Source organism: Pedobacter sp. KH_004, assembly GCF_057840755.1.
In genome coordinates this window covers 1,969,025-1,993,623 of record NZ_CM174519.1, presented here as the reverse complement: position 1 = coordinate 1,993,623, position 24,599 = coordinate 1,969,025, and the positions used below count along the sequence as shown (strand labels likewise).

19 protein-coding genes are annotated in these 24,599 nt (G+C 38.6%); 10 read left to right on the top strand and 9 right to left on the bottom strand.

Going from position 1 to position 24,599, the window contains the following annotated elements; all coding sequences use genetic code 11:
• Window positions 1-46: 46 nt before the first annotated feature.
• Window positions 47-979, bottom strand: coding sequence for a tRNA epoxyqueuosine(34) reductase QueG (gene queG / locus AC3ITD_RS08520; protein ID WP_489365675.1), 933 nt, complete (start codon window positions 977-979; stop codon window positions 47-49).
• A 136-nt stretch (window positions 980-1,115) separates the two neighbouring features.
• Here queG and AC3ITD_RS08515 point away from each other — a divergent pair, with 136 nt between their 5' ends.
• Window positions 1,116-1,322, top strand: coding sequence for a hypothetical protein (locus tag AC3ITD_RS08515; RefSeq protein ID WP_056848826.1), 207 nt, complete (start codon window positions 1,116-1,118; stop codon window positions 1,320-1,322).
• 198 nt (window positions 1,323-1,520) lie between these two features.
• On the opposite strand, the gene AC3ITD_RS08510 is transcribed toward AC3ITD_RS08515, so the two are convergent.
• A complete protein-coding gene (locus AC3ITD_RS08510; protein ID WP_265798647.1) occupies window positions 1,521-3,029 on the bottom strand; it encodes a carbon-nitrogen hydrolase family protein in 1,509 nt (502 codons plus the stop codon).
• Window positions 3,030-3,141: 112 nt separating this feature from the next.
• On the opposite strand from AC3ITD_RS08510, the gene AC3ITD_RS08505 reads away from it, so the two are divergent.
• Window positions 3,142-3,519, top strand: coding sequence for a GxxExxY protein (locus AC3ITD_RS08505; RefSeq protein WP_489365673.1), 378 nt, complete (start codon window positions 3,142-3,144; stop codon window positions 3,517-3,519).
• 140 nt (window positions 3,520-3,659) lie between these two features.
• Here AC3ITD_RS08505 and ruvB read toward each other — a convergent pair whose 3' ends face one another.
• The 3 genes from ruvB to pdxH all read right to left on the bottom strand — a co-directional run bounded on the left by ruvB (window position 3,660) and on the right by pdxH (window position 6,574).
• Window positions 3,660-4,682: a Holliday junction branch migration DNA helicase RuvB gene (gene ruvB / locus AC3ITD_RS08500; protein ID WP_056848828.1), complete on the bottom strand. Its 1,023-nt coding sequence runs from the start codon at window positions 4,680-4,682 to the stop codon at window positions 3,660-3,662.
• 37 nt (window positions 4,683-4,719) lie between these two features.
• A complete protein-coding gene (locus tag AC3ITD_RS08495; RefSeq protein WP_489365671.1) occupies window positions 4,720-5,610 on the bottom strand; it encodes a 3-hydroxyacyl-CoA dehydrogenase family protein in 891 nt (296 codons plus the stop codon).
• 313 nt (window positions 5,611-5,923) lie between these two features.
• On the bottom strand, window positions 5,924-6,574 hold the full coding sequence (gene pdxH, locus AC3ITD_RS08490) for a pyridoxamine 5'-phosphate oxidase (RefSeq protein ID WP_463482266.1): 651 nt from the start codon (window positions 6,572-6,574) through the stop codon (window positions 5,924-5,926).
• Between the two features lie 46 nt (window positions 6,575-6,620).
• On the opposite strand from pdxH, the gene AC3ITD_RS08485 reads away from it, so the two are divergent.
• On the top strand, window positions 6,621-7,184 hold the full coding sequence (locus AC3ITD_RS08485; RefSeq protein WP_265798650.1) for a YqgE/AlgH family protein: 564 nt from the start codon (window positions 6,621-6,623) through the stop codon (window positions 7,182-7,184).
• A gap of 49 nt (window positions 7,185-7,233) precedes the next feature.
• On the opposite strand, the gene purE is transcribed toward AC3ITD_RS08485, so the two are convergent.
• Window positions 7,234-7,725: a 5-(carboxyamino)imidazole ribonucleotide mutase gene (gene purE / locus AC3ITD_RS08480; RefSeq protein ID WP_489365668.1), complete on the bottom strand. Its 492-nt coding sequence runs from the start codon at window positions 7,723-7,725 to the stop codon at window positions 7,234-7,236.
• A 54-nt stretch (window positions 7,726-7,779) separates the two neighbouring features.
• The gene (locus tag AC3ITD_RS08475; protein ID WP_265798652.1) at window positions 7,780-8,919 is read right to left on the bottom strand and encodes a 5-(carboxyamino)imidazole ribonucleotide synthase; all 1,140 of its coding nucleotides are present in this window, start codon (window positions 8,917-8,919) and stop codon (window positions 7,780-7,782) included.
• A 178-nt stretch (window positions 8,920-9,097) separates the two neighbouring features.
• On the opposite strand from AC3ITD_RS08475, the gene AC3ITD_RS08470 reads away from it, so the two are divergent.
• A complete protein-coding gene (locus AC3ITD_RS08470; RefSeq protein WP_489365666.1) occupies window positions 9,098-10,288 on the top strand; it encodes a BaiN/RdsA family NAD(P)/FAD-dependent oxidoreductase in 1,191 nt (396 codons plus the stop codon).
• A gap of 270 nt (window positions 10,289-10,558) precedes the next feature.
• On the opposite strand, the gene AC3ITD_RS08465 is transcribed toward AC3ITD_RS08470, so the two are convergent.
• Entirely contained in the window at window positions 10,559-11,275 is a 717-nt protein-coding gene (locus AC3ITD_RS08465; protein WP_489365664.1) for a hypothetical protein, read from the bottom strand.
• Between the two features lie 246 nt (window positions 11,276-11,521).
• On the opposite strand from AC3ITD_RS08465, the gene AC3ITD_RS08460 reads away from it, so the two are divergent.
• Window positions 11,522-13,717 carry a B12-binding domain-containing radical SAM protein gene (locus AC3ITD_RS08460; RefSeq protein WP_489365663.1) on the top strand — a complete coding sequence of 732 codons (2,196 nt, stop codon included), beginning with the start codon at window positions 11,522-11,524 and terminating at the stop codon, window positions 13,715-13,717.
• Window positions 13,718-14,004: 287 nt separating this feature from the next.
• Here AC3ITD_RS08460 and AC3ITD_RS08455 read toward each other — a convergent pair whose 3' ends face one another.
• Window positions 14,005-17,232 carry an amidohydrolase family protein gene (locus AC3ITD_RS08455; RefSeq protein WP_489365661.1) on the bottom strand — a complete coding sequence of 1,076 codons (3,228 nt, stop codon included), beginning with the start codon at window positions 17,230-17,232 and terminating at the stop codon, window positions 14,005-14,007.
• A gap of 74 nt (window positions 17,233-17,306) precedes the next feature.
• Between AC3ITD_RS08455 and AC3ITD_RS08450 the strand changes: the two genes are divergently transcribed.
• The 5 genes from AC3ITD_RS08450 (at window position 17,307) to thrS (ending at window position 24,583) form a co-directional block, all read left to right on the top strand.
• Window positions 17,307-19,199, top strand: a complete 1,893-nt coding sequence (locus AC3ITD_RS08450; RefSeq protein WP_489365658.1) for a RecQ family ATP-dependent DNA helicase — start codon at window positions 17,307-17,309, stop codon at window positions 19,197-19,199.
• Between the two features lie 118 nt (window positions 19,200-19,317).
• Window positions 19,318-20,625: an MFS transporter gene (locus AC3ITD_RS08445; protein ID WP_489365656.1), complete on the top strand. Its 1,308-nt coding sequence runs from the start codon at window positions 19,318-19,320 to the stop codon at window positions 20,623-20,625.
• A 26-nt stretch (window positions 20,626-20,651) separates the two neighbouring features.
• Window positions 20,652-21,389 (top strand): (Fe-S)-binding protein, encoded by a 738-nt coding sequence (locus AC3ITD_RS08440; RefSeq protein WP_056848838.1) that lies wholly within the window; start codon window positions 20,652-20,654, stop codon window positions 21,387-21,389.
• A 122-nt stretch (window positions 21,390-21,511) separates the two neighbouring features.
• Window positions 21,512-22,411: a hypothetical protein gene (locus AC3ITD_RS08435; protein WP_489365654.1), complete on the top strand. Its 900-nt coding sequence runs from the start codon at window positions 21,512-21,514 to the stop codon at window positions 22,409-22,411.
• Between the two features lie 246 nt (window positions 22,412-22,657).
• Entirely contained in the window at window positions 22,658-24,583 is a 1,926-nt protein-coding gene (thrS, locus tag AC3ITD_RS08430) for a threonine--tRNA ligase (RefSeq protein ID WP_489365652.1), read from the top strand.
• The last annotated feature ends 16 nt before the right edge of the window (window positions 24,584-24,599 follow it).

The window sequence follows — 24,599 nt, the reverse complement described above, 5'->3', positions numbered from 1 at the left end:
GGTTTCTCCATTTTTTTTTGAAAGCCCAATTTTTAATGGGGGAAGCCTAAGATTGTAAAAAATCTATATTCCTTTTCAGGCCAACAAGTTTGGTGCGTTTAACAGCCGACCCTTTAAAAACCTTTTTAAAAACTTCGTCGGTTATTTCGATAAGATCTTCCTTTGTTAAATCCAACAAGCCGTTTTCAGGTTCGAAAGCAGGTTCGTTATGTACTTTCGAAAACCGGTTCCATGGGCAAACGTCCTGGCAAATATCACATCCAAATGCCCAATTGCTCATTTTATCCTTAAATTCAGTTGGGATTTCATTTTTCAATTCTATAGTGAGGTAAGAAATACATTTGGTTCCGTCTACCACTTGTGGTGCAATAATCGCATCAGTGGGGCAAGCATCTAAGCAACGGGTGCAGGTGCCGCAATGGTCAGTTTGGAACGCATGATCATAATCCAACTCTAGATCGACGACCAACTCTGCCAAAAAGAAAAAAGACCCTTCTTTTTTGCTGATTAAATTTGAGTTTTTACCAATCCATCCAATACCTGATTTTTTTGCCCAGGCACGGTCTAAAACCGGAGCCGAATCTACGAAAGCTCTTCCTGAAACCTCTCCAATATGCTCGTGAATAAATTGTAAAAGTGATTTCAATTTATCTTTTATCACATGATGGTAATCTTGCCCAAAGGCATATTTTGAAATTTTTGGCGCCTCCGGATCTACCTGTTTTTCATCAGTATAATAATTTAACGATAAAGAGATTACTGACTTTGCATCATCAACCAGGAGGCGGGGATCAAGACGTTTATCGAAATAGTTTTCCATGTATTTCATTTCGCCGTGATGGTTTTGAGCTAACCATTTTTCCAGTCTGGGTGCTTCTTCTTCTAAAAATTCTGCTTTTGAAATGCCGCAAGACAAAAATCCCAAACGAAGGGCTTCATCTTTAATTTGTTGGCTATATTTTGCAGTATTACTAAACACGAAATACAAAGATAAGGCTTAGGAAGCAAAACCTTTTTAACAATCACTTGTTCTATCTACAGAAAACTAAATTAATTAATTGCAGTTCTTCAAAATTCGATGAATTGGATTAAAAGGAACTTAACTCACAACATAAATGGAAAACATAGATCCAAAACATACGGAATCGGGAGAAGCTCCTAAACCGATAGAACAAGATTACGAAAACCATAAAGAAGATCCAGGACCAGCACAACCTGCAGTTACAGAGCGTGACGAAAATGGAGCAGGTTCTGTTTTAAAATGGATCATCCCAATAGCAGTTATTATCGGATTGATAGTATGGTTTGCAATGAAAAAGTAATTAGCTTTAGATTATAATTGAACGCCGGTTGTTGATGCGACCGGCGTTTTTTTGTTTAAATAACTTCTGGTTTAGGTAATTAGCCCCGACTGAAAGCGATATCCCGATTCATCAAACGATCAGTGAGCACCTAAGGATCGGGATTTAGAAAAAGGCGGGAACAAATTTTATGAGCTGCAGATACTTGCGCTTCAAAAACTATTTAAGCAGTTTTACCTGATACAAGTCATTTCGTCTGTCTTTTAACACTTTAACTGTTCCATAATGGTGCAATTCGTCAAGAAGATGCAAATCTACATCGACCACCAAAACCATTTCCGTGTTTGGAGTGGCCTCTGCTTTCACTGCATTGGTGGGAAAAGCGAAATCAGAAGGGGTGAAAACAGCAGATTGTGCAAATTGAATATCCATATTGTTCACCTTTGGTAAATTGCCTACGCAGCCCGCAATGGCAACATAACATTCATTTTCTATTGCTCTTGCCTGTGCACAATGACGTACCCGGGTATAGCCATTTTGTGTATCAGTTAAGAAAGGTACGAACAAAATCTGCATGCCTTGATCGGCATAAATGCGGCTTAACTCAGGAAATTCTACGTCATAACAAATTAAAATGCCGATTTTACCACAGTCGGTATCAAACACCTGCACCTTGTCGCCACCAATCATTCCATAATATTTTTGTTCGTTGGGGGTGATGTGAATCTTTCTATACTCATCGATTTTTCCCGTTCTATGGCATAAGTATGTAGCATTATAAAGTTTTCCTCCGTCAAGTAAGGGCATGCTTCCGGTAATAATATTCACATTGTAGCTTAGTGCATACTCATGCATTCTGTCCACAATTTCCTGAGTTTTCTCTGCCAGTTTACGCATGGCTTCAATTTCTGGAAGATGGTTGTAAGGCTGTAGCAATGGTGTATTAAATAACTCCGGGAACATAATGAAATCGGATTTGTAACCACTTAACGCATCGACAAAAAATTCCACTTGCTCATAAAAAACGTCCATATCTGGAAACAAACGCATTTCCCACTGCACCAAACCTAAGCGAATGGTCATTGCTGAACGGGCGGAAGCATCGATACCCTGATAATAGATGTTGTTCCACTCAATTAACGTTGCATATTCTTTCGACTCTTTATCGCCGGGAAGATAATTTTTCAATACTTTTCTAACGTGAAAATCATTAGAGATTTGAAAGGTTAGGGTAGGATCATAGATTTCCTTAGCCTTTACTTTATCGATGTATTGCCTTGGCGTTAAAGTTTCTGAATAGGTATGGTAACCAGGAATTCTCCCACCAGCGATAATGCTTTTTAAATTTAAGCTCTCGCAAAGCTCTTTACGTGCTTCATATAGTCTGCGTCCTAATCTTAAACCTCTAAATTCAGGGTGAACAAATATTTCAATTCCATATAGTGTATCACCATTAGCATCGTGAGTGCTGAAAGAGTAATCGCCGGTAATTAGTTTGTAAGTATGTCTATCGCCATATTCGTCGTACTCTACAATAATTGAAAGTGAACAAGCTACTACTTTATCATCGACAGCAATACAAAGCTGTCCTTCGGGGAAGATACTTAATAATTTAGCAATGCTTGATTTTGGCCAGATTGAACCTCCCATGCTATCGTAGGCTTGTAACATTGATTCTTTTAAATCGGCATAATCTTCAAGCGTGAGCTTACGTAATTCGATATTCATAATTTGTTGGTTTTATAGATAAGGAACAGAAAAGTTAGTTTAATGTTTTTGTAAATTGGAAGCCAATAGTTTTTGAAGATACTCTTTTAAGGAATATTTCCTAAGTTTATAAATGACAGAAAATGAATTATCATATGTTATTCGAGGTTGTATATTCAAAGTTTATAATGCTTTAGGTCCAGGTTTGTTGGAGTCGGCTTATGAAGTAGCATTAAAATACGAACTTTTAAAAGAGGAGTTGGAAGTGCAGAGTCAGGTCGCATTGCCTCTAATTTATGAAGATTTAAAAATCGGTGTTGGTTATCGGCTTGATTTGATTGTAGGGCAAAAGGTTATTGTTGAAATCAAATCTGTTGAGATGATTGCAAATGTTCATCACAAACAATTGTTGACTTACCTTAAATTGTCTGGATTGAAATTGGGTTTACTTGTGAATTTTGATACAGACAATATAGCAGATAGCATTTTTCGAAAAGTTAATAGGCTCTAATGTATCTATTTCGTTCCCGCTGAATTTCGCTGATAAGATGCGCAGATATAAAAAGATCAAACTTTGACACTCACACGTTGAGGCTCAAAATTTCAGTTTAAATCTCCGTATTTATCTATTTAAATCTGCGGGAGCCTACCTTAAAACAACTTTCCAGTTTGCCCAGGATAATTCTTTTTCAAATGTTTGTAAGCAGCTTCCGTCACTTCCCTTCCCCGGGAGGTACGCATAATGTAACCTTCCTGGATTAAAAAAGGTTCGTAAACTTCTTCAATTGTGCCTTCATCTTCTCCAACTGCAGTAGCTATAGTTTTTAAACCCACTGGGCCTCCTTTAAATTTATCAATGATCGTAGATAGGATTTTGTTATCCATTTCATCTAAACCATGTTCATCAACATTTAAAGCATTTAAGGCATAGTTTGCTATTTCAGGATCGATATTTCCATTTCCTTTTATTTGTGCAAAATCTCTAGTTCTACGCAAAAGTGCGTTTGCAATACGGGGCGTTCCACGACTACGACGGGCAATTTCATAAGCGCCTTCGTCGTCAATTGGTGTATTAAGAATATCAGAAGAACGAAGTACGATTGTAGTCAAAAGCTTTGCATCATAATAAGCCAAACGACAATTGATACCGAAACGAGCCCGTAGTGGTGCGGTTAACAAACCTGAACGGGTTGTTGCGCCAACGAGCGTAAACGGATTGAGCGAAATTTGCACCGAACGGGCATTGGGCCCGGTTTCGAGCATAATGTCGATTTTAAAATCCTCCATGGCAGAATAGAGATACTCTTCAACCAAAGGTGATAGGCGATGGATTTCATCAATGAAAAGAATATCGCCTGTATCTAAACCTGTTAGCAAACCCGCCAAATCGCCGGGTTTATCCAATACGGGACCAGAAGTTACCTTAATGCCAGCACCCATCTCATTGGCGATGATATAAGATAGTGTGGTTTTTCCCAATCCTGGAGGCCCGTGTAATAAAACGTGATCAAGGGCTTCGCCACGAAGTTTTGCAGCCTGAACAAAAATTCGAAGGTTTTCCATCACTTTCTCTTGCCCGGTAAAATCTTCAAAAGCCTGTGGTCTTAATACCCGTTCAATATCTTTGTCCGTAGGACTTAAGCTGCTTGCGTCTGGATCAAGATTTTCGTTCATACAGCAAATATAAAATTAAATGCTAAAAAAATTAGGATTATTTGAATTTATCGGCCACCACCAGCTCTTTTGATCCAGCTATATATTTATAAAAACCTTCACCCGATTTTGCACCTTTTTTTCCGGCAGCAACCATATTAACCAATAACGGACAAGGAGCATATTTAGCATTTCCAAATCCATCATGAAGAACTTTTAATATTGCTAAACATACGTCTAAACCTATAAAATCAGCCAGTTGCAATGGACCCATAGGGTGAGCCATTCCTAATTTCATTACAGTATCGATTTCGTAAACACCAGCGACGCCTTCGTATAAGGTGTATATGGCTTCGTTAATCAGCGGCATCAAAATTCTATTGGCTACAAAACCCGGATAATCATTCACTTCAACAGGCGTTTTTTCCAGGCTTTTAGAAAGCGACATAATCGTTTCCGTAGTTTCATCGCTGGTTTGATATCCCCGAATCACCTCAACCAATTTCATCACCGGCACTGGGTTCATAAAATGCATACCAATTACTTTATCTCCACGATTGGTGGCTGCAGCGATTTTAGTAATTGAAATAGATGATGTGTTGGAAGCCAGGATAGCATTTTCTGGTGCTGCATCATCCAGATCTTTAAAAATTTGAAGCTTTAATTCTATATTTTCCGTAGCTGCCTCAACTATTAAATCAGCATGTTTAACGCCTTCTTTTATCGACGTGAAAGTAGAAATGTTCTTTAGTGTTAGTGTTTTTTGATCTTCAGTAATTAGTCCTTTCGCAACCTGCCTGTCTAAATTTTTAGTAATGGTTTGTGTGGCTTGATCGAGGGCTGTCTGATTAATATCTACCAAACTAACCGAGTAATTAAATTGAGCAAACACATGTGCAATTCCATTGCCCATAGTTCCCGATCCTATAACTGAAATATTCTTTATCATTAAAATTTTGGTTAGGGGTTTCTGTAATGTTTTATTTTCGAAGTTTCCAAAGATATTACTATTGCTGAAAGTATCTTGCTGGTTACAGAACACTTATGTTTTTCGATATAGATTTGCATCTTATTTCTGACAAAAATCTGATTGAACAGGAAAACAAAAACGCTTTATGATTGCTTGATAATGAAAGAAAATAATCGTCAATTTTTCAATGACGTCTTTATAACAGCACTTCCTAGTATCATTTAGGTTAGTTAATGATTAGTTAAAATAGAGATCTGGCTGGATAGCAGATCTCTATTTATTTGAAAATACTTTATGGCGCTAACCTGCTTTTAACCCAGCTACCCTTAACAAGTTCAAAATTAATTCGATCGTGCAACCTGCTTCGGCGACCTTGCCAAAATTCTATGCGAGTTGGCTTTACAATGTAACCCCCCCAGTGTGCCGGCTTGGCGATGCTTTTACCCTCGCTTTTTTCTTTCAGCTCTTCAAACTTTTCTTCTAAAAATTTTCTGTCGGGAATAACCTGACTTTGTGGAGAGGCTACCGCACCAATCTGACTGGCTACTGGCCTGGTTACAAAATATTCTTCAGAGGTTTCTTTATCTAGTTTTTCTACCGTGCCTTCAATTCTAACCTGGCGTTCTAAATCTGGCCAGAAGAAAACCAATGCCGCGTAGGGGTTACGTTTCAACTCCTTACCCTTGGCACTTAAATAGTTAGTGAAAAATCTGAAACCATTTTCATCAACGCCTTTTAGTAACACAATCCTGGCATCTGGTCGGCCGGCTTTGTCAGCTGTGGCCAATGTCATCACATTTGGTTCATAAACTTGTGCTTCAACAGCATTTTCAAACCACTTTTGAAATTGCGTAATAGGATTGTTATCTACGTCAGCTTCATCTAACGTGGCGCTTTTATAATCTTGGCGCAGGTTTTGTAGAAATTCGTTTGTAACTTGCATAGAACAAAAATAGGCATCTTTTATGGTGCTTCAAATGATTATCGTGATGCTGAACAATATAAAACCGAAAACCGGAAGATTATTAATTTCTGAACCCTTTATGGCTGATCCCAATTTTAAACGTTCGGTGGTGTTATTAACCGAGCACGGAGAAGATGGAACAGTTGGCTATATTTTAAATCAGATGGGAAACTTGCTGGTTAAAGATGTGATTCAAGATTTATGGGAGGCCAATAACCACATCTATTTTGGTGGGCCAGTTGCCGCAGATACTTTGCACTTCATTCACCGGGCTTATGATAAGTTGCAAAGTGGTGAAGAAATTGGCAATGGTATTTATTGGGGAGGCAATTTTGAAACACTAAAAATTTTAATCAACAACAATGCGATTGATGAAAGCGAGATTAAGTTTTTTATGGGTTACTCAGGTTGGGATAACGGACAATTAGCAAGAGAGCTGGAGCAGAATGCCTGGATGGTGAGCGACATCTCACATCCTGAAATTATTTTCGGCAATGATGAAGAAAAACTTTGGAGAGATGTAATTGTAAACCTAGGCCCAAAATATGCCCACGTAAGCAATTTTCCAATAGATCCCAGTTTAAATTAATATTGAGCTTGTCGAAGGATATTGAGCCTCGACAAGCTCAACCAGATATTTATAGTCCGCTCATTTCAGCAGCACTTTCTTCTACCTTTCTTCTAAGCCCATCTTTATAATCCTGCATTTTTACAGTCAGCGATTCATCAGCTGTAGCTAAAATCTGAGCAGCCAATAAACCTGCATTTTTCGCCGAATTTAATGCAACCGTAGCCACGGGAATACCGTTTGGCATTTGTAGGATTGATAAAATACTATCCCATCCATCAATAGAATTGGATGATTTTACAGGCACACCAATTACAGGTAAAGTTGTGATCGATGCTACCATTCCAGGTAAATGTGCAGCACCGCCGGCACCAGCAATAATCACTTTTAAACCCCGTGCTTGTGCCTCTTTTGCATAATCGAACATGCGTTCAGGAGTTCTATGTGCAGAAACTACGGTAATTTCATATTCAATTCCGAATTCTTTTAATATATCAGCAGCATCTTGCATAACAGGCAAATCAGATTTGCTGCCCATAATTATTCCAACTCTCGCACTCATTTTTTGTGTTTTAACTTTAAAATCTTTAGTCTTTGTTCCTTACTCTTTAATCTTCTACGCAATCACCTTCAATGTTTTCTGTACATATCTAGCTTTTTCAATAGCTTTATCTCTATCGATATCAACAATAGTTACATGGCCCATTTTGCGAAACGGTTTGGTATATTTTTTACCGTAAAGATGGACGAAAACGCCATCAATGGCCAAAATCTTCTCCAGATTTTCATACTTAGCTACACCTTCCGAGCCTTTTTCACCAAGCAAATTAATCATCACTGCATTGGTAATGCTTGTGGTATCGCCAAGCGGCAAATTATAAATTGAGCGCAAATGTTGTTCAAATTGAGAAACGTAATTGCCTTCAATTGTTTGGTGCCCGCTATTGTGTGGACGCGGCGCCACTTCGTTTACCAAAAGTTCACCATCACTACAAACAAACATTTCTACTGCCAAAATACCAGTAATATTCATTGCAGAAGCGATACTTTTTGCGATGTTTTCAGCTTTTTGTTGCAGGCTTTCTGCAAAAGTTGAGGGCGAAATAAGAAACTCAACTAAATTGGCTTCAGGATTAAATTCCATCTCCACCATTGGGAAGGTTTTCATGTCGCCATTTGAATTTCGGGCAACAATCACGGCAACTTCCTTTTCAAAATCAACCAATTTTTCTACAATACATGGTGCATCAAAGGCCTTATCTAAATCGGCAGCACCATTAATTTTCATCACCCCTTTGCCGTCGTAGCCATCTTTACGCAACTTTAAAATATAAGGATAGGGGATCGCACTATTTAACATATCCTCTTTGGTATTTGCGATATGAAAAGGAGAGGTAGGAATATCGTTCTCTTTAAAAAACTGCTTTTGTACGCCTTTATCCTGAATTAAACGAATTACCCTTGACTGTGGAAAAACTTGCTTGCCTTCTTTTTCCAGTTGTTCCAAAGCATCAATATTTACCTTTTCAATTTCTATGGTAATAATATCGGCTTTCTTTCCAAAGTTATAAACGGTGTCAAAATCGGTAATCGAACCGTTTTCAAAATAATTTGCAATGTGTTTGCAAGGAGCATCAGGGTCAGGGTCTAAAACTAAAGAGGTAACGTTATAGTTAATGGCTTGCTGAATGAGCATTCTGCCCAACTGACCGCCACCAAGAATACCTAACTTTAATTCGCTAATCTGTTTTGCCATTAATAAAGTAGATTTTTTGAATCGCAAAAATAGCAAAAAATAAAACGCCAATTGGGATTTTGTGAAATCATTTAACCACAGATAGAAAGGATGGACACAGATAATAAATCCGTGTTTATCTGTGTCCATCTGTGGTAAAAACTACAACGTTATAGTTAAAACTTATAACTTTGCCATAATGGATGCAGAGGCAATAATTATTGGTGCAGGTGCTTGCGGGTTAATGTGTGCGGTACAAGCGGGCTATCTGGGGAAGAAAGTAATTGTACTGGAAAAGAATGAAAAACCAGGTGCCAAGATTTTGATTTCTGGTGGCGGTCGTTGCAATTATACCAACCAGTTTGCTTCAGCAGAACAATTTATTTCTGCAAACCCCCACTTTATTAAATCGGCTTTTACGCAATGGACGGTCGATGACACCGTAAGTTTTTTCGAAACTTATGGGATTCATGGTAGGGAAAAAACATTGGGACAATTGTTCCCCGACGAAAAGAATGCAAAAGATGTGGTACAAGTTTTTACATCCATTTGCGAAGATTTTGGTCAGGAAATTCGCTGCAATGCCGACGTTAAGGATATTGAAATATTACCAGATGGTTTTAGGATTACTTATGAGAAACATGGAAAAAATATCAAGGTAACGGCCGCAAAACTAGTTGTGGCTACTGGAGGTTTACCCATTCAAAAAATGGGTGCAACAGATTTTGCTTTGCGTTTTGCCCGGAAGCATGACTTAAAAATTGTAGAAACAGCACCAGCGCTGGTGCCTTTAACCATCACAGGTAAAGATGAAGAATGGTTTGCCCAGCTTTCTGGTAATTCGGTTTTTTGCGAAGTCAGCAATGATGAAATTTCTTTCGAAGAAAATATATTGTTTACGCATTGGGGTTTGAGCGGTCCGGCAATTTTACAGATTTCGTCCTTCTGGAGAAGAGGAGAAAGCGTAAATCTTAATCTACTGCCCGGTCAAAATATTGTTTCAATATTATCTGAGGAACGCCAAACAAATGGGAAAACACTTTTATCCACTTTGTTAAACCGTTTTTATACGAAGAAATTTACTGATGCTTTAGGGAAATTTTTGCCGCTAACTAAACCGGTTGCGGCCCTAACGAATGCGGAAATCCAGTTAATTGAACAAACGATCCATCACTTTAAAGTGAAACCAGCCGGTGATAAAGGTTATGATAAAGCCGAAGTGATGCGTGGCGGAATTGATACCAATGAAATTTCCTCTAAAACTTTGGAATGTAAAAAGATTCCTGGCTTATTTTTCGGCGGGGAATGCATGGATGTTACGGGTTGGCTGGGTGGTTATAACTTCCAATGGGCCTGGGCAAGTGGCTTCGTAATTGCGCAAAATATTTAGAGCTATTGCCTTTGCGAGGTATCAAGCAATTCTAATATTCTTTTCTACAAGCATTGCGCATTAAGATTGCTTCGTACCTCGCAATGACGACCGTTTTATTAAATGCCAGATCTCCGTGTATTCTGTGTTTCCGTGGCAAAAAAGTTGTTATGTATCTATTGCATAAAATGTGAAGAAGCACTTCTTTATAACTTTTGCAATAGATTATATTGCTTCGTGTCTCTCCATGACGACTATTGACTAACTTATTGCCTGTTCCCTTGGCAAAACCTATAGATAAACATTGGGCATTATTTCCCAGGCCCAAGGCTTTTTGAATGTTTTAAATGTTCTCAACTGAGAGAAATATAGAACTTCACTCGTTTTTCGGTTCGCGATATCTCTTCTGTGTAAATTCCCAACCGTAGTAAATAACTCGCGGGTTTTAAAATCGTAAACACGTTCAGTCATGTCGCCGGTATTCTGGTTAAAATAGAGGTTTATTGCACTGGTTAGAAACCAATCTTTGTTTTCGAATTTAAAAGTATAGCCCAGTTCCCAGCGCCATTCTGCCCCTCCCTGAAAACGCAAATAGAGCTGCTGATCTTTGATTCCGATTTGATTGAGCGGATCTCCGAGTTTACCGCCTTCTTCAGATCTCAGAATAAAATCATTGTTCTGGGTAGATAAGCGGAAATTTCCTGTAGAGTGATCTTTAAAATAAATCACTAAAATTCTTGGTTTCTGCGTTTCCTTTATAATTTCCGAATTATTATCCCCGTAAGTTCTGGTCTCATCAATCTTTTTATCAAATTCAAAAACAACAGCCATATCCTCAACACCATCGTGATTTAAATCTCCATTTGCTGTTCCAATTACTGTCCAGTTTGTGGGCGTAAGTTGCTCAACAGAAACGCCTTGCGGCTTCACTCTAGGGCAAATGAATGTTTTTTGAGCGAAACAAAGATGTGTTGCTAGAAGAAAAGTAAGTAAATAAAAATATTTCATTCAGATAGAAAAGGTATTGATATCCATTTAAAACGCTTGGATTTGGGTTTTAGTTTAATGGCTATCTTAACCAAATCGTCATGCTGAATTTTTTTTAGCATTTCAATAGCTTCTCCTCAATCTGAATTTAAACAACCAGACATAAAAATTATCGAATGTTCTGTGAGGACACAAACCTTGGAAATTTGACTTATAATAAATCCCTAAGTTCTAAAATTCCTTTACTTTTGCAGAAAAACAAATCTTTTGAAAACCGAAATCTTTGCCATTACGCCGCCATTTACTCAACTGAATACCCCGTATCCGGCAACAGCGTATATAAAAGGATTTTTAAACACTAAAAATATCTCCTCCACACAAGCAGATTTGGGGATTGAAGTAATATTAGAACTGTTTTCAAAAAATGGATTGGCTGATTTGTTTGAAGTTTCTAGTTCGAAACCAAAAAGTGATAATGCCAAACGCATTTTTGCATTGAAGGATGAATACCTGAAAACTATTGATTCGGTAATTGCCTTCCTTCAAGGTAAAAATCCAACGTTGGCATTGCAAATTTGTGGAGATGATTTTCTTCCACAGGCGGCTCGCTTTGAACAATTAGAAGAACTCGATTGGGCATTCGGAGCAATGGGAACGCAGGATAAGGCGAAGCACCTGGCAACATTATACCTCGAAGATATTTCCGATTATATCGTAGAATGTGTAGATGAAAATTTCGGTTTCAGTCGCTACGCAGAACGTTTAGGCAGAAGCGCCAATTCTTTCGACGAATTATATACTGCGTTACAAAATAAACCAACTTACATCGATCAAATTCTTATTGAAATTTTAAAGGATAAGATAGCAGCGATTGAGCCCAAGTTGTTTTTGATTTCTGTTCCTTTCCCAGGTAATTTATATAGCGCTTTTCGGTGTGCGCAGTGGGTAAAAGCAAATTATCCTGAAATTAAAATTTCTATGGGTGGTGGCTTCCCAAACACGGAGTTGCGCTCACTTTCTGATGAACGTGTTTTCGAATTTTTCGATTTCATCACGTTGGATGATGGAGAATTACCGATTGATTTGCTCATTCAAAACATCGGCGGAACCTTGCCGCAGGAAATGCAAATGTATAAGCGTACATTTTTGTTGGAAAATGACAAGGTGGTTTACAAAAACGATTCCTTTAGAAAAGACTACAAACAAGCTGATGTTGGTACGCCCGATTACAGCGGATTGTTGCTTGATCAATATATTTCGGTAATAGAAATCGTAAACCCAATGCACCGAATGTGGAGTGACGGCAGGTGGAATAAACTGACCATGGCCCATGGATGCTACTGGGGAAAATGCACATTTTGTGATATCTCACTGGATTATATAAAGGTTTACGAACCAGTTCAAGCCAAACAAATTGTTGATCGGATTGAAGATTTATCTACCAAGACAGGGCAGAATGGGTTTCATTTTGTTGATGAGGCTGCTCCACCTGCTCTGATGCGTGAAGTTGCACTTGAAATTATCAGAAGGAAATTAGCGGTTACCTGGTGGACAAATATTCGTTTCGAAAAAAGTTTTACAGCAGATTTATGCTTGCTGCTAAAAGCATCGGGCTGCATTGCTGTTTCAGGCGGTCTCGAAGTAGCCTCCGATAGGCTACTAAAACTGATCGACAAAGGTGTAACTGTTGAACAGGTTGCCCGGGTAACGCGGAACTTTACAGCAGCAGGCATCATGGTTCATGCTTATTTAATGTATGGCTATCCCACACAAACGATACAGGAAACTGTAGATAGTTTAGAAATGGTTCGTCAACTATTTGAGGCTGGCGTATTGCAATCGGGTTTTTGGCATCAGTTTGCAATGACGGCACACAGTCCTGTGGGCATGTACCCCGAAAAGTTTGGAGTGGTAAAGGAAACAGAAGCAATTGGCACTTTCGCTAACAACGACATTAACTACTTCGATAAAACCGGCATCGACCATAACAAGTTTAGTTACGGGTTGAAAAAGTCGTTATTCAATTTTATGCATGGCATTTGTTTTGATTACGATCTGCAAGACTGGTTCGACTTTAAGATCCCAAGAACCAAAATTCCGGCTGATTTTATCGAAGGTGCTTTGAGTAATGATGATCATTTTCATACTAAACCAACCGCTAAAGTGGCTTGGTTAGGAGGGAAGCCAACTGCTGAATATTTTACCAAATCGAAAAAGGGGAATAGCTGGGAAATGGCATCTTTAATTTTTCATGATAGAAAACAAAGCTTTACCGTTCAAACCAATAAAGGTGAAGGCGAATGGTTGGTTTCGATTTTAGATAAAATTCACATCTCAAATGAAAAGGTTTACACCTTTGCTGAAGTTAAAGCAGATTTTGAAACCGAAATGGAAAACTTTGAATTGTTCTGGTATTCAAAACCTGTGAATACTTTAAGAGAATTTGGTTTGTTGGTTTTGTAGTTATCTCCGCTCATCGTCATGCTGAATTTATTGCAGCATCTTAATGCATAATTACCTCACCCTATTTACGTCAGAAGTATTTTATCTCCAATACCGTCTTTCTCCTTAAAGAGAGGGAAACAAAGTTCCAATGTGTAACTCATCCAATACTACTCTTTAATCCCTCTCTTCAAGGAGAGGGAGAGTACAAAACTTGATTAAAGAAGCATCTTGAATAGGGTGAGGTTTTAAACTAAGATTCATTTAAGCTGAATGCCTAACATTTTCTTATATGATAAGCAACTCAATTAATCACAATGTGGAACGGTAAAAGTCCATGTTTCTGATTCGCTATTCGGAATTACAAATCCGTTGCCTTTTGCGCTTTCGAACCATAACTTCCCGCGAAGTTTTTCTCTTGTTCCCACTTCATTCATGGTGGCGCTATCATACAGCCTGCCGTTAATCATCACATACTTAATCTTTTCGGAGTTCCTGATGTCGTCTAAAGGATTGGCATCCATGATGACTAAATCTGCTAATTTGCCAACTTCCAATGAACCGATTTCTTTGTCCATTCCTAAATAATGTGCGCCATTTAAAGTCGCATTTCTAATGGCTTGCAATGGCGAAAATCCACCTTGAACAAACATCCAGAGTTCCCAGTGTGCACCCAAACCCTGTATTTGTCCATGGGCACCCAAGTTTACTTTCGTACCACCATCTGCAATTTGTTTAGTGGCTTTTGCAATATCTATATGGTTGTAATCGCTATATTCTGAAGTGGTTCTGCGTCTTGCCCTCGAATCAATAATAGAACGCGGTGTGTAAGTCATCAGCTTTTCATTCTCCCAAACATTTGTTCTATCATACCAGTAATTTTCTCCCCACTGACCGCCATAAGCAACGATTAATGTTGGCGTGTAACCCACTGTGGTGTTGTTCCAAAGCGTAGTTACATCTTTATAAACCGGTAAAACCGGAATGCTGTGTTCAATTCCCGTATGTCCATCGGCAACCATGTTCATATTATGGAAAAATGTAGAACCGCCCTCTGGCACCACTTCCATTTTTAGCTGTCGGGCAGCTTCCAAAATTTGCTGGCGCTGCTCTCTGCGAGGCTGATTGTAAGATTTTACTGAAAAAGCGCCAACTGCCTTAAGCCGTTTCAAATTAGCCAATGCATCGTCAAGACTATTGATTACCACTTTGAAATCGCCATCGGCTCCATATAAAATAGAGCCGGTCGAATATACCCTTGGCCCAACCATTCGTCCTGCTTTTAGCATTTCATTCTGGCTAAAAACCATTTCAGTATTGCTTGATGGATCATGCGAAGTGGTGACACCGAAAGCTAAATTAGCCATATAGCTCCAATCATTTTGTGGCGAAATTCCATCAGGACTGGTGCGTAAATGCGCATGAACATCAATAATTCCAGGCATAATTGTTTTGCCGTTTACATCAATAACCTTCGCATTTGCAGGTATCGCCACTGCATCAGCTTTCCCTATTGCGGTAATTTTATTTCCGTCTGTTAAGATTGTTCCGTTTTCAATCACTTCATCACCTTTCATTGAAATAATTCGGGCGCCTTTTAGGGCTACAATTCCGGTAGGAGCATCACTTTTTAAAGTGAGGTTGATATCAATTGAACTGGCTTGTGTTTTCGGGGTAGCACCATCAAAATTGAAAGCATTTTTCACATCAATAGTGAGATATTTCGGGCCTAATGTCCAATGAAGATTTTTGCTATCAGCGCTCCACTGCATGTAAGTACCACCATCTGTTGTAACTTTTGCCACAGGAATGGCTTTATTTCCGGCCGATGCATCCTGGGCCGTTCCTACATTTATCATTGGGGTGATATACACATTAAAAAGCTCATTAAAAGCAAGCCATTTGTTATCAGGACTCACCACAAATTGATTTGCATATTGTGATGTAAAATGTGTTCTCTCGTTAGCACCATTTAAATCGATACTTTTTAAAGCCTTTTTACCATCGGTATAACTTTGAAAATAAATTCGCGTATCAGAATTGTTAAAAGACGGTTTTATTCCATTATCTGAAACCAACGTTTTAGTACCGCCAGCAGCAGGCATAATAAAAATTCCCGTTCCACGACCATAATTATAGCCTAAAACATCGTTACCGCTTCCTTTTCTAAACACAATTTTATCACCTTTGGTAGAATACTGAGGAGAATAATAAAATCCTTTTTCATCGCTCAAAGTAATGGTTTTGCCAGATTTAATATCGGTTCTTTTAATAGCTCCGCGGAGTTCATCACTCCAGGTAGTGTAAATTACAAACTTGCCATCGGAACTAAAACTGGGCTCAAATTCGAAATCCATTCCACTTGTTAATCGTTCAGGTGTTCCAGTCGGTAACTCTTGTTTGTATAAAAATCCGGCTGCGTTGAATACTATCGTTTTTCCATCTGGTGATGTTGTTAACTGGCGCAACATCTTTACTGAAAAATCATTATTGTACACTTGCTGTTCGAAATGCAAGGCTTGCTGAACCGTTTGAACCGTATTGGCTTGAAAGGGAATAGTTGATGTTATCAGGCTAGCGATTTCTGTTTTTCTGATTTTGCCCTTCGCATAAAATATTAAACTTTTATTATCTGGCGTCCAGGCGAAGTTGGGGTAAACACCAAAAATAGCCCAGGTTTCTTGTTGGTCGTGAGATAAATCTTCGTTGACAGGCCATTCTTCTCCTGTTTTGATATTCTGAACATAAAGCGTTGATTTTAAACGAACCCGCTTAACAAACGCAATTAAATTACCATCAGGTGAAACCTGCGGACGGCAGGCGCCACCTTGTTGATTAATAAGGGTAGTTAATTTTCCGGTGTTTAAATCTAATTGGCGGATGGCATAAATGGTTCCGTTTGGATCTTTACTGTATTCGAAATTTGGTCCGGGACTAACATCTTCGCTGAAATAGAGATAGCGTCCATCTGGCGAAACGTTTGGCTCACCTGCATCTTGTTGGTCGTTCTTGCGTTTAGTCAATTGAATTCCATCGCCACCGTTGATGTTATACATCCACATTTCGCCGGCACCCAATGAGCGGCCTGCTGTAAAGTGCTTACGGGCTACAATATATTCGCTGTTGGGCATCCAGGTGGCGTTATTTAAAAGCCTGAAGCTTTCTTTAGTCACCTGCTTTTTGCCAGAACCATCACGATTCATAATCCAAATATTGTCACCACCACTTTTATCGCTGGTGTAAGAAATATATTTTCCATCCGGACTAAACCTTGGCTGTACGTCGTATGCAATGCCACCACTAATTAGCTTAGCCTGTCCTCCAGAAACGGGCATGGTGTAAATATCACCCAATAAATCAAAAACAATTTCTTGTCCGTCGGCACTTACGTCCAAATTCATCCAGGTTCCTTCATCGGTATTTAGCGTGAAATTTTTCGTAGTTCCCTGATATTTTTCAACATCCCATTTTTTTTCCTGGGCAGTTAGGTTTAAAAATAAAAGCGAAAGTGCAGATAGAAGGTAGAGGTGTTTCATTCTATATTTTTGATTAATTGTGGCGCAATTTAGCAATATCAACAGCTTTTTTATAGTTTTGATACCGCCGATTTATGACAGCAATAGAGATTTTACAAAAATATTGGGGCCATCAAGCTTTCAGGCCTTTACAGCAAGAAATTATTGCTTCGGTTTTAGAGGGCAAAGATAGCCTTGCGCTTCTACCAACCGGTGGCGGTAAGTCGATCTGTTTTCAAGTTCCTGCATTGGTAAAAGAGGGGATTTGCATTGTGGTTTCGCCGCTTATTGCGTTGATGAAAGACCAGGTAGAAAACTTAAAATCGAAAGGTATTGAGGCCATTGCCATTTATGCCGGTATGGGCAAACGCGAAATTGATATCTTATTGGATAACTGCATTTACGGCAAAATTAAATTCCTTTATCTTTCTCCTGAGCGATTGCTTTCTGACCTGGTGCGTGTACGTATTTCTTACATGAACGTAAACCTGATCGCTGTTGATGAAGCGCATTGTATTTCGCAATGGGGTTATGATTTTCGTCCACCATATCAACAAATTTCTAAGTTAAGAGAGATTCTTCCGGGGGTGCCGGTTTTGGCACTCACTGCAACGGCTACAGAATTTGTGCGCAAAGATATTGTAGAGAAACTGGAAATGAAAGACCCGCATGTTTTTGTGAAAAGTTTTGCTCGAGATAATTTGAGTTATGTTGTATTCGGACAGGAAGATAAATATAAAAAACTGATAGCGATTTGCCGAAATGTTAAAGGCACTGGACTGGTTTACGTTCGCAACAGAAGAGAGACCGCTGAGGTTTCAAACTTCATAAACCGCAATCAAATTAAGGCCGATTTTTATCACGCAGGCTTAGAACGGGATGTGCGTTTTCAAAAACAGGAAGATTGGAAACTGAACAAAACCAGAATAATGGTGGCCACAAATGCCTTCGGGATGGGGATTGACAAAGCGGATGTTCGGTTCGTAGTTCACCTGGATTTACCAGAAAGCCTTGAAGCGTATTACCAGGAAGCAGGAAGGGCAGGCCGCGATGAAAAAAGAAGCTATGCGGTTTTGCTCGCGAATCAATCTGACGTTTTAAGTCTTGAATCTCGCTACATCAATAGTTTTCCATCTCCGGATGAGATCAGAAAGGTGTATCATTACCTGGGAAATTATTTCCAGCTGGCGTTTGGTGCCGGCGAAGGATTGACCTTTACCTTTGATATCGCTGATTTTTGTAAGCGATTCAATATTAGTGTATTAAAAACGATATCAGCGTTAAAATTTTTGGAGCATGATGGTTACATCACACTTTCAGAAAGTGTATTTCTGCCATCAAGGCTGATGTTTATTGTTGGGCATGAGGACGTGTATCGGTTTCAAATAGAAAATAAAGCATACGATGGGGTAATTAAAACAATTCTTCGTTCTCACGGCGGCGCTTTCGATGGTTTCGTTAAAATAAATGAAGCCGATTTAGCCAAGAAACTGGGTATTTCCTTCAAGGATGTGATTGCCATATTAAACAAACTCCAGTCTATTGAAATGTTAACCTACATACAGCAGACTGATCAACCGCAATTACAATACTTTCGTCCACGGGTAGATATGGATCACTTTGATCTGGATGTGAAATACCTTGAACTGAGAAAAGAAATTCTACTAAAGCAGGTAAGTGCTGTGATGGCTTACACCAGCACAAAAAAATGCAGAAGTATTCAACTACTAAACTATTTCGATGAACATACGGCGACAAAATGTGGGGTTTGTGATGTTTGCCTGGCAGAAAAAAGGGCAGAAAACGAAGTTCAGCTAAACGATGAAATAGAGTTTGAAATCATTTCTTTGCTTCAACAACAGCCAATAAGTTTAGATGATTTGGTTAAGCATATAAAAAATGGAGCTGAAAATGAACGGATAGCTGCCATTCGCGAATTATTAGATGCAGGCAAAATAAAAACTGATGGGAAGAAGTATTACATTTGATTTTAGATTTAAGAATTGCGATTGAAGATTTGTGAAAACGCCACTCAATTTGTGAATTATTATTAGTTTTGATATCCGTATAATCCAATAATCAGTATAATCATCCGCGAAGCGAAAAATGATAGAAAAAAACAACAAGAAAACCATTCGTTCTTGGGCTTTCTTTGATTGGGCAAACTCTGCCTATAATTTAGTCATTACCTCAACAATTTTCCCTGCCTATTATACCATTATTACCACCACCAAAGAGCATGGCGATAAAGTAACTTTTTTAGGCAGAACATTTGTTAACACATCTTTGTCTAACTACGCTTTATCTTTTGCCTACCTGATTATGGCGCTGGCCTTGCCCATCCTTTCGTCTATTGCAGACAGGAGGGGGAACAAAAAATCTTTTATGAAATTTTTTACCTATATGGGTGGTTTGGCTTGTATGGCTTTGTATTTTTTCAAACTTGATACCTTGCAAATCAGCATTGTTTTCTTTGTGCTGGCGGCAATGGGCTACATTGGAGGCGTATTGTTTAGTAATTCCTACTTACCTGAAATCGCCAGTGAAGATCATCAGGATCGCGTAAGTGCTCAAGGCTTTTCTTATGGTTACATAGGTTCAGTAGTGCTCCAATTAGTTTGTTTTCTTTTTGTGCTCAAGCCGGAATGGTTTGGGATTGTAGATGCTTCATTTCCTCCAAGGTTATCTTTTCTTTTAGTAGGTGTTTGGTGGATTGTTTTTTCACAGATTCCGTTCTCCGTTCTTCCCAACGGCACGCCTCAAATAGGCAAAGTAAAAACCAATATTATAAAGGATGGCTTCAGTGAATTGGCGAAAGTTTGGACCCAATTGAAGCAAATCAAAAGGCTAAAAGGCTTTCTATTTTCGTTTTTCTTTTACTCAATGGGCGTACAAACCATTATGTTGGCCGCTGCAGGTTTCGCTGAAAAAACGTTAAAATTAGGAACAGCTAAACTAATTGCTGTGATTCTTATTATTCAGCTCGTTGCCATTCCGGGGGCATTGCTTATGTCATTTTTAGCAAAAAAATGGGGAAATGTTAACGTGTTAATGATGGTTGTAATTATCTGGATTGGCTGTTGTATCTATGGTTATAACATTTCGAATGAATATCAATTTTATTCGTTAGCAGCTATTGTTGGCTTGATTATGGGCGGAATCCAATCCTTATCCCGTTCTACTTATTCAAAATATTTACCCGAAAATACGCCAGATAGCACTTCATTCTTTAGTTTTTACGATGTTACCGAGAAACTGGCCATCGTAATCGGACTTTTCAGCTTTGCTTATATCGAGGATTTAACCGGAAACATTCGCTTCTCCATTATCGCTTTAGCTTCATTTTTTATTATTGGATTGGTGTTTTTGGTAATCTTGAAAAAAATCGAGCGCAAAGAAACAGTAAAATTGTAAGTTTGTAAGCTAAAGAATATTTGTTGATGAAAGTAGAATTGTTTGTTCCCTGTTTTGTAGACCAATTATATCCTGAAACCGCTTTTAATACGTTAAGGTTATTAGAAAAATCGGGATGCAAAGTTGAATACAATTCAAAGCAAACTTGTTGCGGTCAGCCAGCTTATAATGCTGGATATTGGGATGAAGCAAAAGAAGTAGGTACTAAATTTTTAAACGATTTTACGGAGAACACCTACGTAGTTGCACCATCAGCATCTTGCGTGGGTATGGTTAAAGGCGGTTTTAATGACTTATTTACCAATACAATCGTTCATAATAAATGTCGCAGCTTACAATCAAACATCTGGGAACTTTCTGATTTTTTGGTTAACGTAGCTAAAAAAGACTATTTCGGTGCCGAACTTGAGGGTAAAGCGGTTTACCACGATTCTTGCAGCGCACTTCGTGAATGCAAAATTAAAGACGAACCTCGGCAGCTGCTATCTAAAGTACATGGTTTAGAGATGCTAGATCTTGTTGATAATGATATGTGTTGTGGATTTGGTGGTACTTTTGCGGTGAAATTTGATGCCATTTCATCAGCCATGGCCGAACAAAAGGTAAACCATGCTTTAGCACAACAAGCTGATTATATTATTTCTACCGATTTATCATGCCTCCTACACCTTCAAGGTTACATCGATAAAAATAAACTTCCTATAAAAACCATGCATATTGCCGATGTTTTATGTAATGGTTGGTTAGAAAGCACCGAATATTAACGAAGATATTACTACTGATTTTTAAGTATTTAACACTTTTTAACAGGTTTTACATTAAATCTAAAATATCTTTATTAAACCTTTTCTCAGCTTTCGTATCTAAAACACAAAACACAGAACCCATGAAAAAAATAATTTTCGCTTTACTAGGCGTTTTATCTTTTGCATCAGTAGCAAATGCGCAAAAGAAAACTTCGGGAGCAATACAATTTGAAACCATTACAGATCCAGCGGCGATGATGGCCGCAAGTGGCGTCAAACTACCCGAACAAGCGATAGCCCGGATGCCATCGACAAGTAAAGCCAATTTTGAATTGCTGTTCACTGCAACCAATGCTAGTTATATGCCTGTAGAAGAAACCGAAGACAGTAACGGTGGTGGCGGTGGCGGCGGTATGGGCCGTATGATGATGCGTTTTGGTGGTGCAGGCGGAAATAGAGAATATTATTATTCGTTTGCAGATCAAAAATTATCAGAAGTGTTTGATTTAAACGACACCACTTATTACATGCCTAGCAAGTTAACACTTTCAACTTCGGGTCCGATTGGTTCATTTAGAATGGGAGGTGGAAATCCAGGTGATACTACAAAACCCAAACCTGTTGTTGCACCAAAAATCGTAATAGAAAAAACCAATGCAACAAAAAAAATTATCGGTTTTGATTGTAAGGAAGTGATTGTAAAATCTATCAGATCAATGAAGATTTTGGGTGAAGATAGAGATATAACTGAAGAAACTCATATTTGGTACACCAATGATTTGGGTTTCAATTTTTCTCCGAATCCTAAAATGTGGACTGAAGGTGCAGTTTTAGCTATAGAAAGTAAGGGTAACAGTACCATGGCTAAAAGCATTGAATACCGGGGTGTGAGCACCAAAGATGTTACCGCTCCAAAAAAAGCAAAGCTTATTACAGAAGACGAGTACAAAGTTAAAATGGAAAACATGATGAAACGTTTCAGAAATAATCGCCCAGGTGGAAACTTCGGCGGAGGCAGAACGGTAGTAATCGGCCAATAATAGTTAAAAATATTTTTTCCTACTGAAGCTTGCTCACTCAAATGAGCAGGCTTTTTTTATGCATCTAACTGTTGTTTTCTTGAAGCATAATTTAGTGTTTCATCCCCATTAATTCAAAATAGTAGGGAAAATTCATTATCTTCGCGACAATTAAAAATCACTTTGTATGTGATTGCGAACTAACATTTTTTTTAAACCGTTCTAAAGCTTTCCCGTAAAGCGATTAAGAACAAATCATAGTTGTAGATGATTAACATTACTTTACCTGATGGTTCTGTCCGTCAGTACGAAAAGGGCACATCTGCCCATCAAATTGCATTATCAATTTCTGAGGGCTTAGCCCGCAATGTTTTAGCTGCCGAAGTTAATGGCGAAGTTTGGGATTCAACCCGTCCAATCGAAGCTGATTCATCGGTAAAACTTTTGACCTGGAATGACACTGCAGGTAAATCAACTTTTTGGCATTCATCAGCCCACTTAATGGCTGAGGCTTTAGAGGCACTTTATCCAGGTACAAAATTTGGTATCGGCCCGGCTATTGAAACTGGTTTTTATTATGATGTAGACTTTGGCGACAAAGAATTTTCATCTGATGATTTTAAAGCCATTGAAACCAAAATGATTGAGTTGGCTAAACAAAAGGAAACTTTTGTACGTGAAAGCGTAAGCAAAGCTGATGCAATTAAATATTTTACAGAAAAGGGCGACGAGTACAAGCTGGATTTAATTGATGGATTAGAGGATGGAAAAATTACTTTCTATACTCAAGGTCAGTTTACTGATTTATGTCGCGGCCCGCACATTCCGAACACTGGGTTTGTTAAAGCAGTAAAATTAATGAATGTTGCCGGTGCTTACTGGCGTGGTGATGAAACCAAAAAACAATTAACACGTATCTACGGTGTAACGTTTCCGAAGGCTAGCGAGTTAACTGAATACCTGGCGATGATCGAGGAAGCGAAAAAACGCGATCACCGTAAACTGGGAAAAGAATTAGAGTTATTTGCGTTCTCAGAAAAAGTGGGGATGGGTTTACCGCTATGGTTGCCTAAAGGAACTGCTTTGCGTGAACGTTTGGTTAACTTTTTAACAAAAGCACAAGCGAAAGCCGGTTACGAACAAGTAGTTACGCCACATATCGGTCACAAGAATTTATATGTAACTTCTGGCCACTGGGAGAAATATGGTAAAGATTCTTTCCAGCCAATTAAAACGCCGCAAGAAGGAGAGGAGTTCTTCTTAAAACCGATGAACTGCCCGCATCACTGCGAAATTTACAAAACAAAACCACGTTCTTACAAAGATCTTCCGGTTCGTTTTGCAGAATTTGGTACCGTTTACCGCTACGAACAAAGTGGCGAGTTACACGGTTTAACTCGTGTACGTGGCTTTACTCAAGATGATGCACACTTATTCTGTATGCCGGAGCAAGTGAAAGAAGAGTTCAAGAAAGTAATCGATTTGGTACTTTATGTTTTCAAATCTTTAGGTTTTGAAAACTATACTGCTCAGGTTTCGTTAAGAGATCCGGAGAACAAAGCGAAGTACATTGGTTCTGACGAAAACTGGAGATTATCTGAAACTGCGATCATTGAAGCTGCTGCTGAAAAAGGTTTAAATACGGTAGTAGAATATGGTGAAGCAGCCTTTTATGGTCCGAAGCTGGATTTTATGGTTAAAGATGCTTTAGGTAGAAAATGGCAATTGGGTACTATTCAGGTTGATTATAACTTGCCTGAACGTTTCGAGTTGGAATATACAGGTAGTGATAATCAAAAACACAGACCTGTAATGATCCACCGTGCGCCTTTTGGTTCATTAGAAAGATTTATTGCAGTATTGATAGAACATTGCGCTGGGAATTTCCCTTTATGGTTAAGTCCAGAGCAATTTATTATTCTTCCTATCTCAGAAAAATATGAAGAATATGCAAAAAAAGTTTTAGATGAACTAAATAATTCCGATATTCGCGGGCTGATTGACTTTCGAGACGAGAAAATCGGACGTAAAATCCGTGATGCGGAAGTTAAAAAGATCCCATACATGCTCATTATCGGTGATAAAGAGATGGCTGAAGGTAAAGTTTCAGTACGTAAACATGGTGAGGGAGATTTAGGCGAAATGACGTTGGAGGAATTCAACAATTTATTAAGAAAAGAAATAACGGTTTAAATTAAAATAATACACA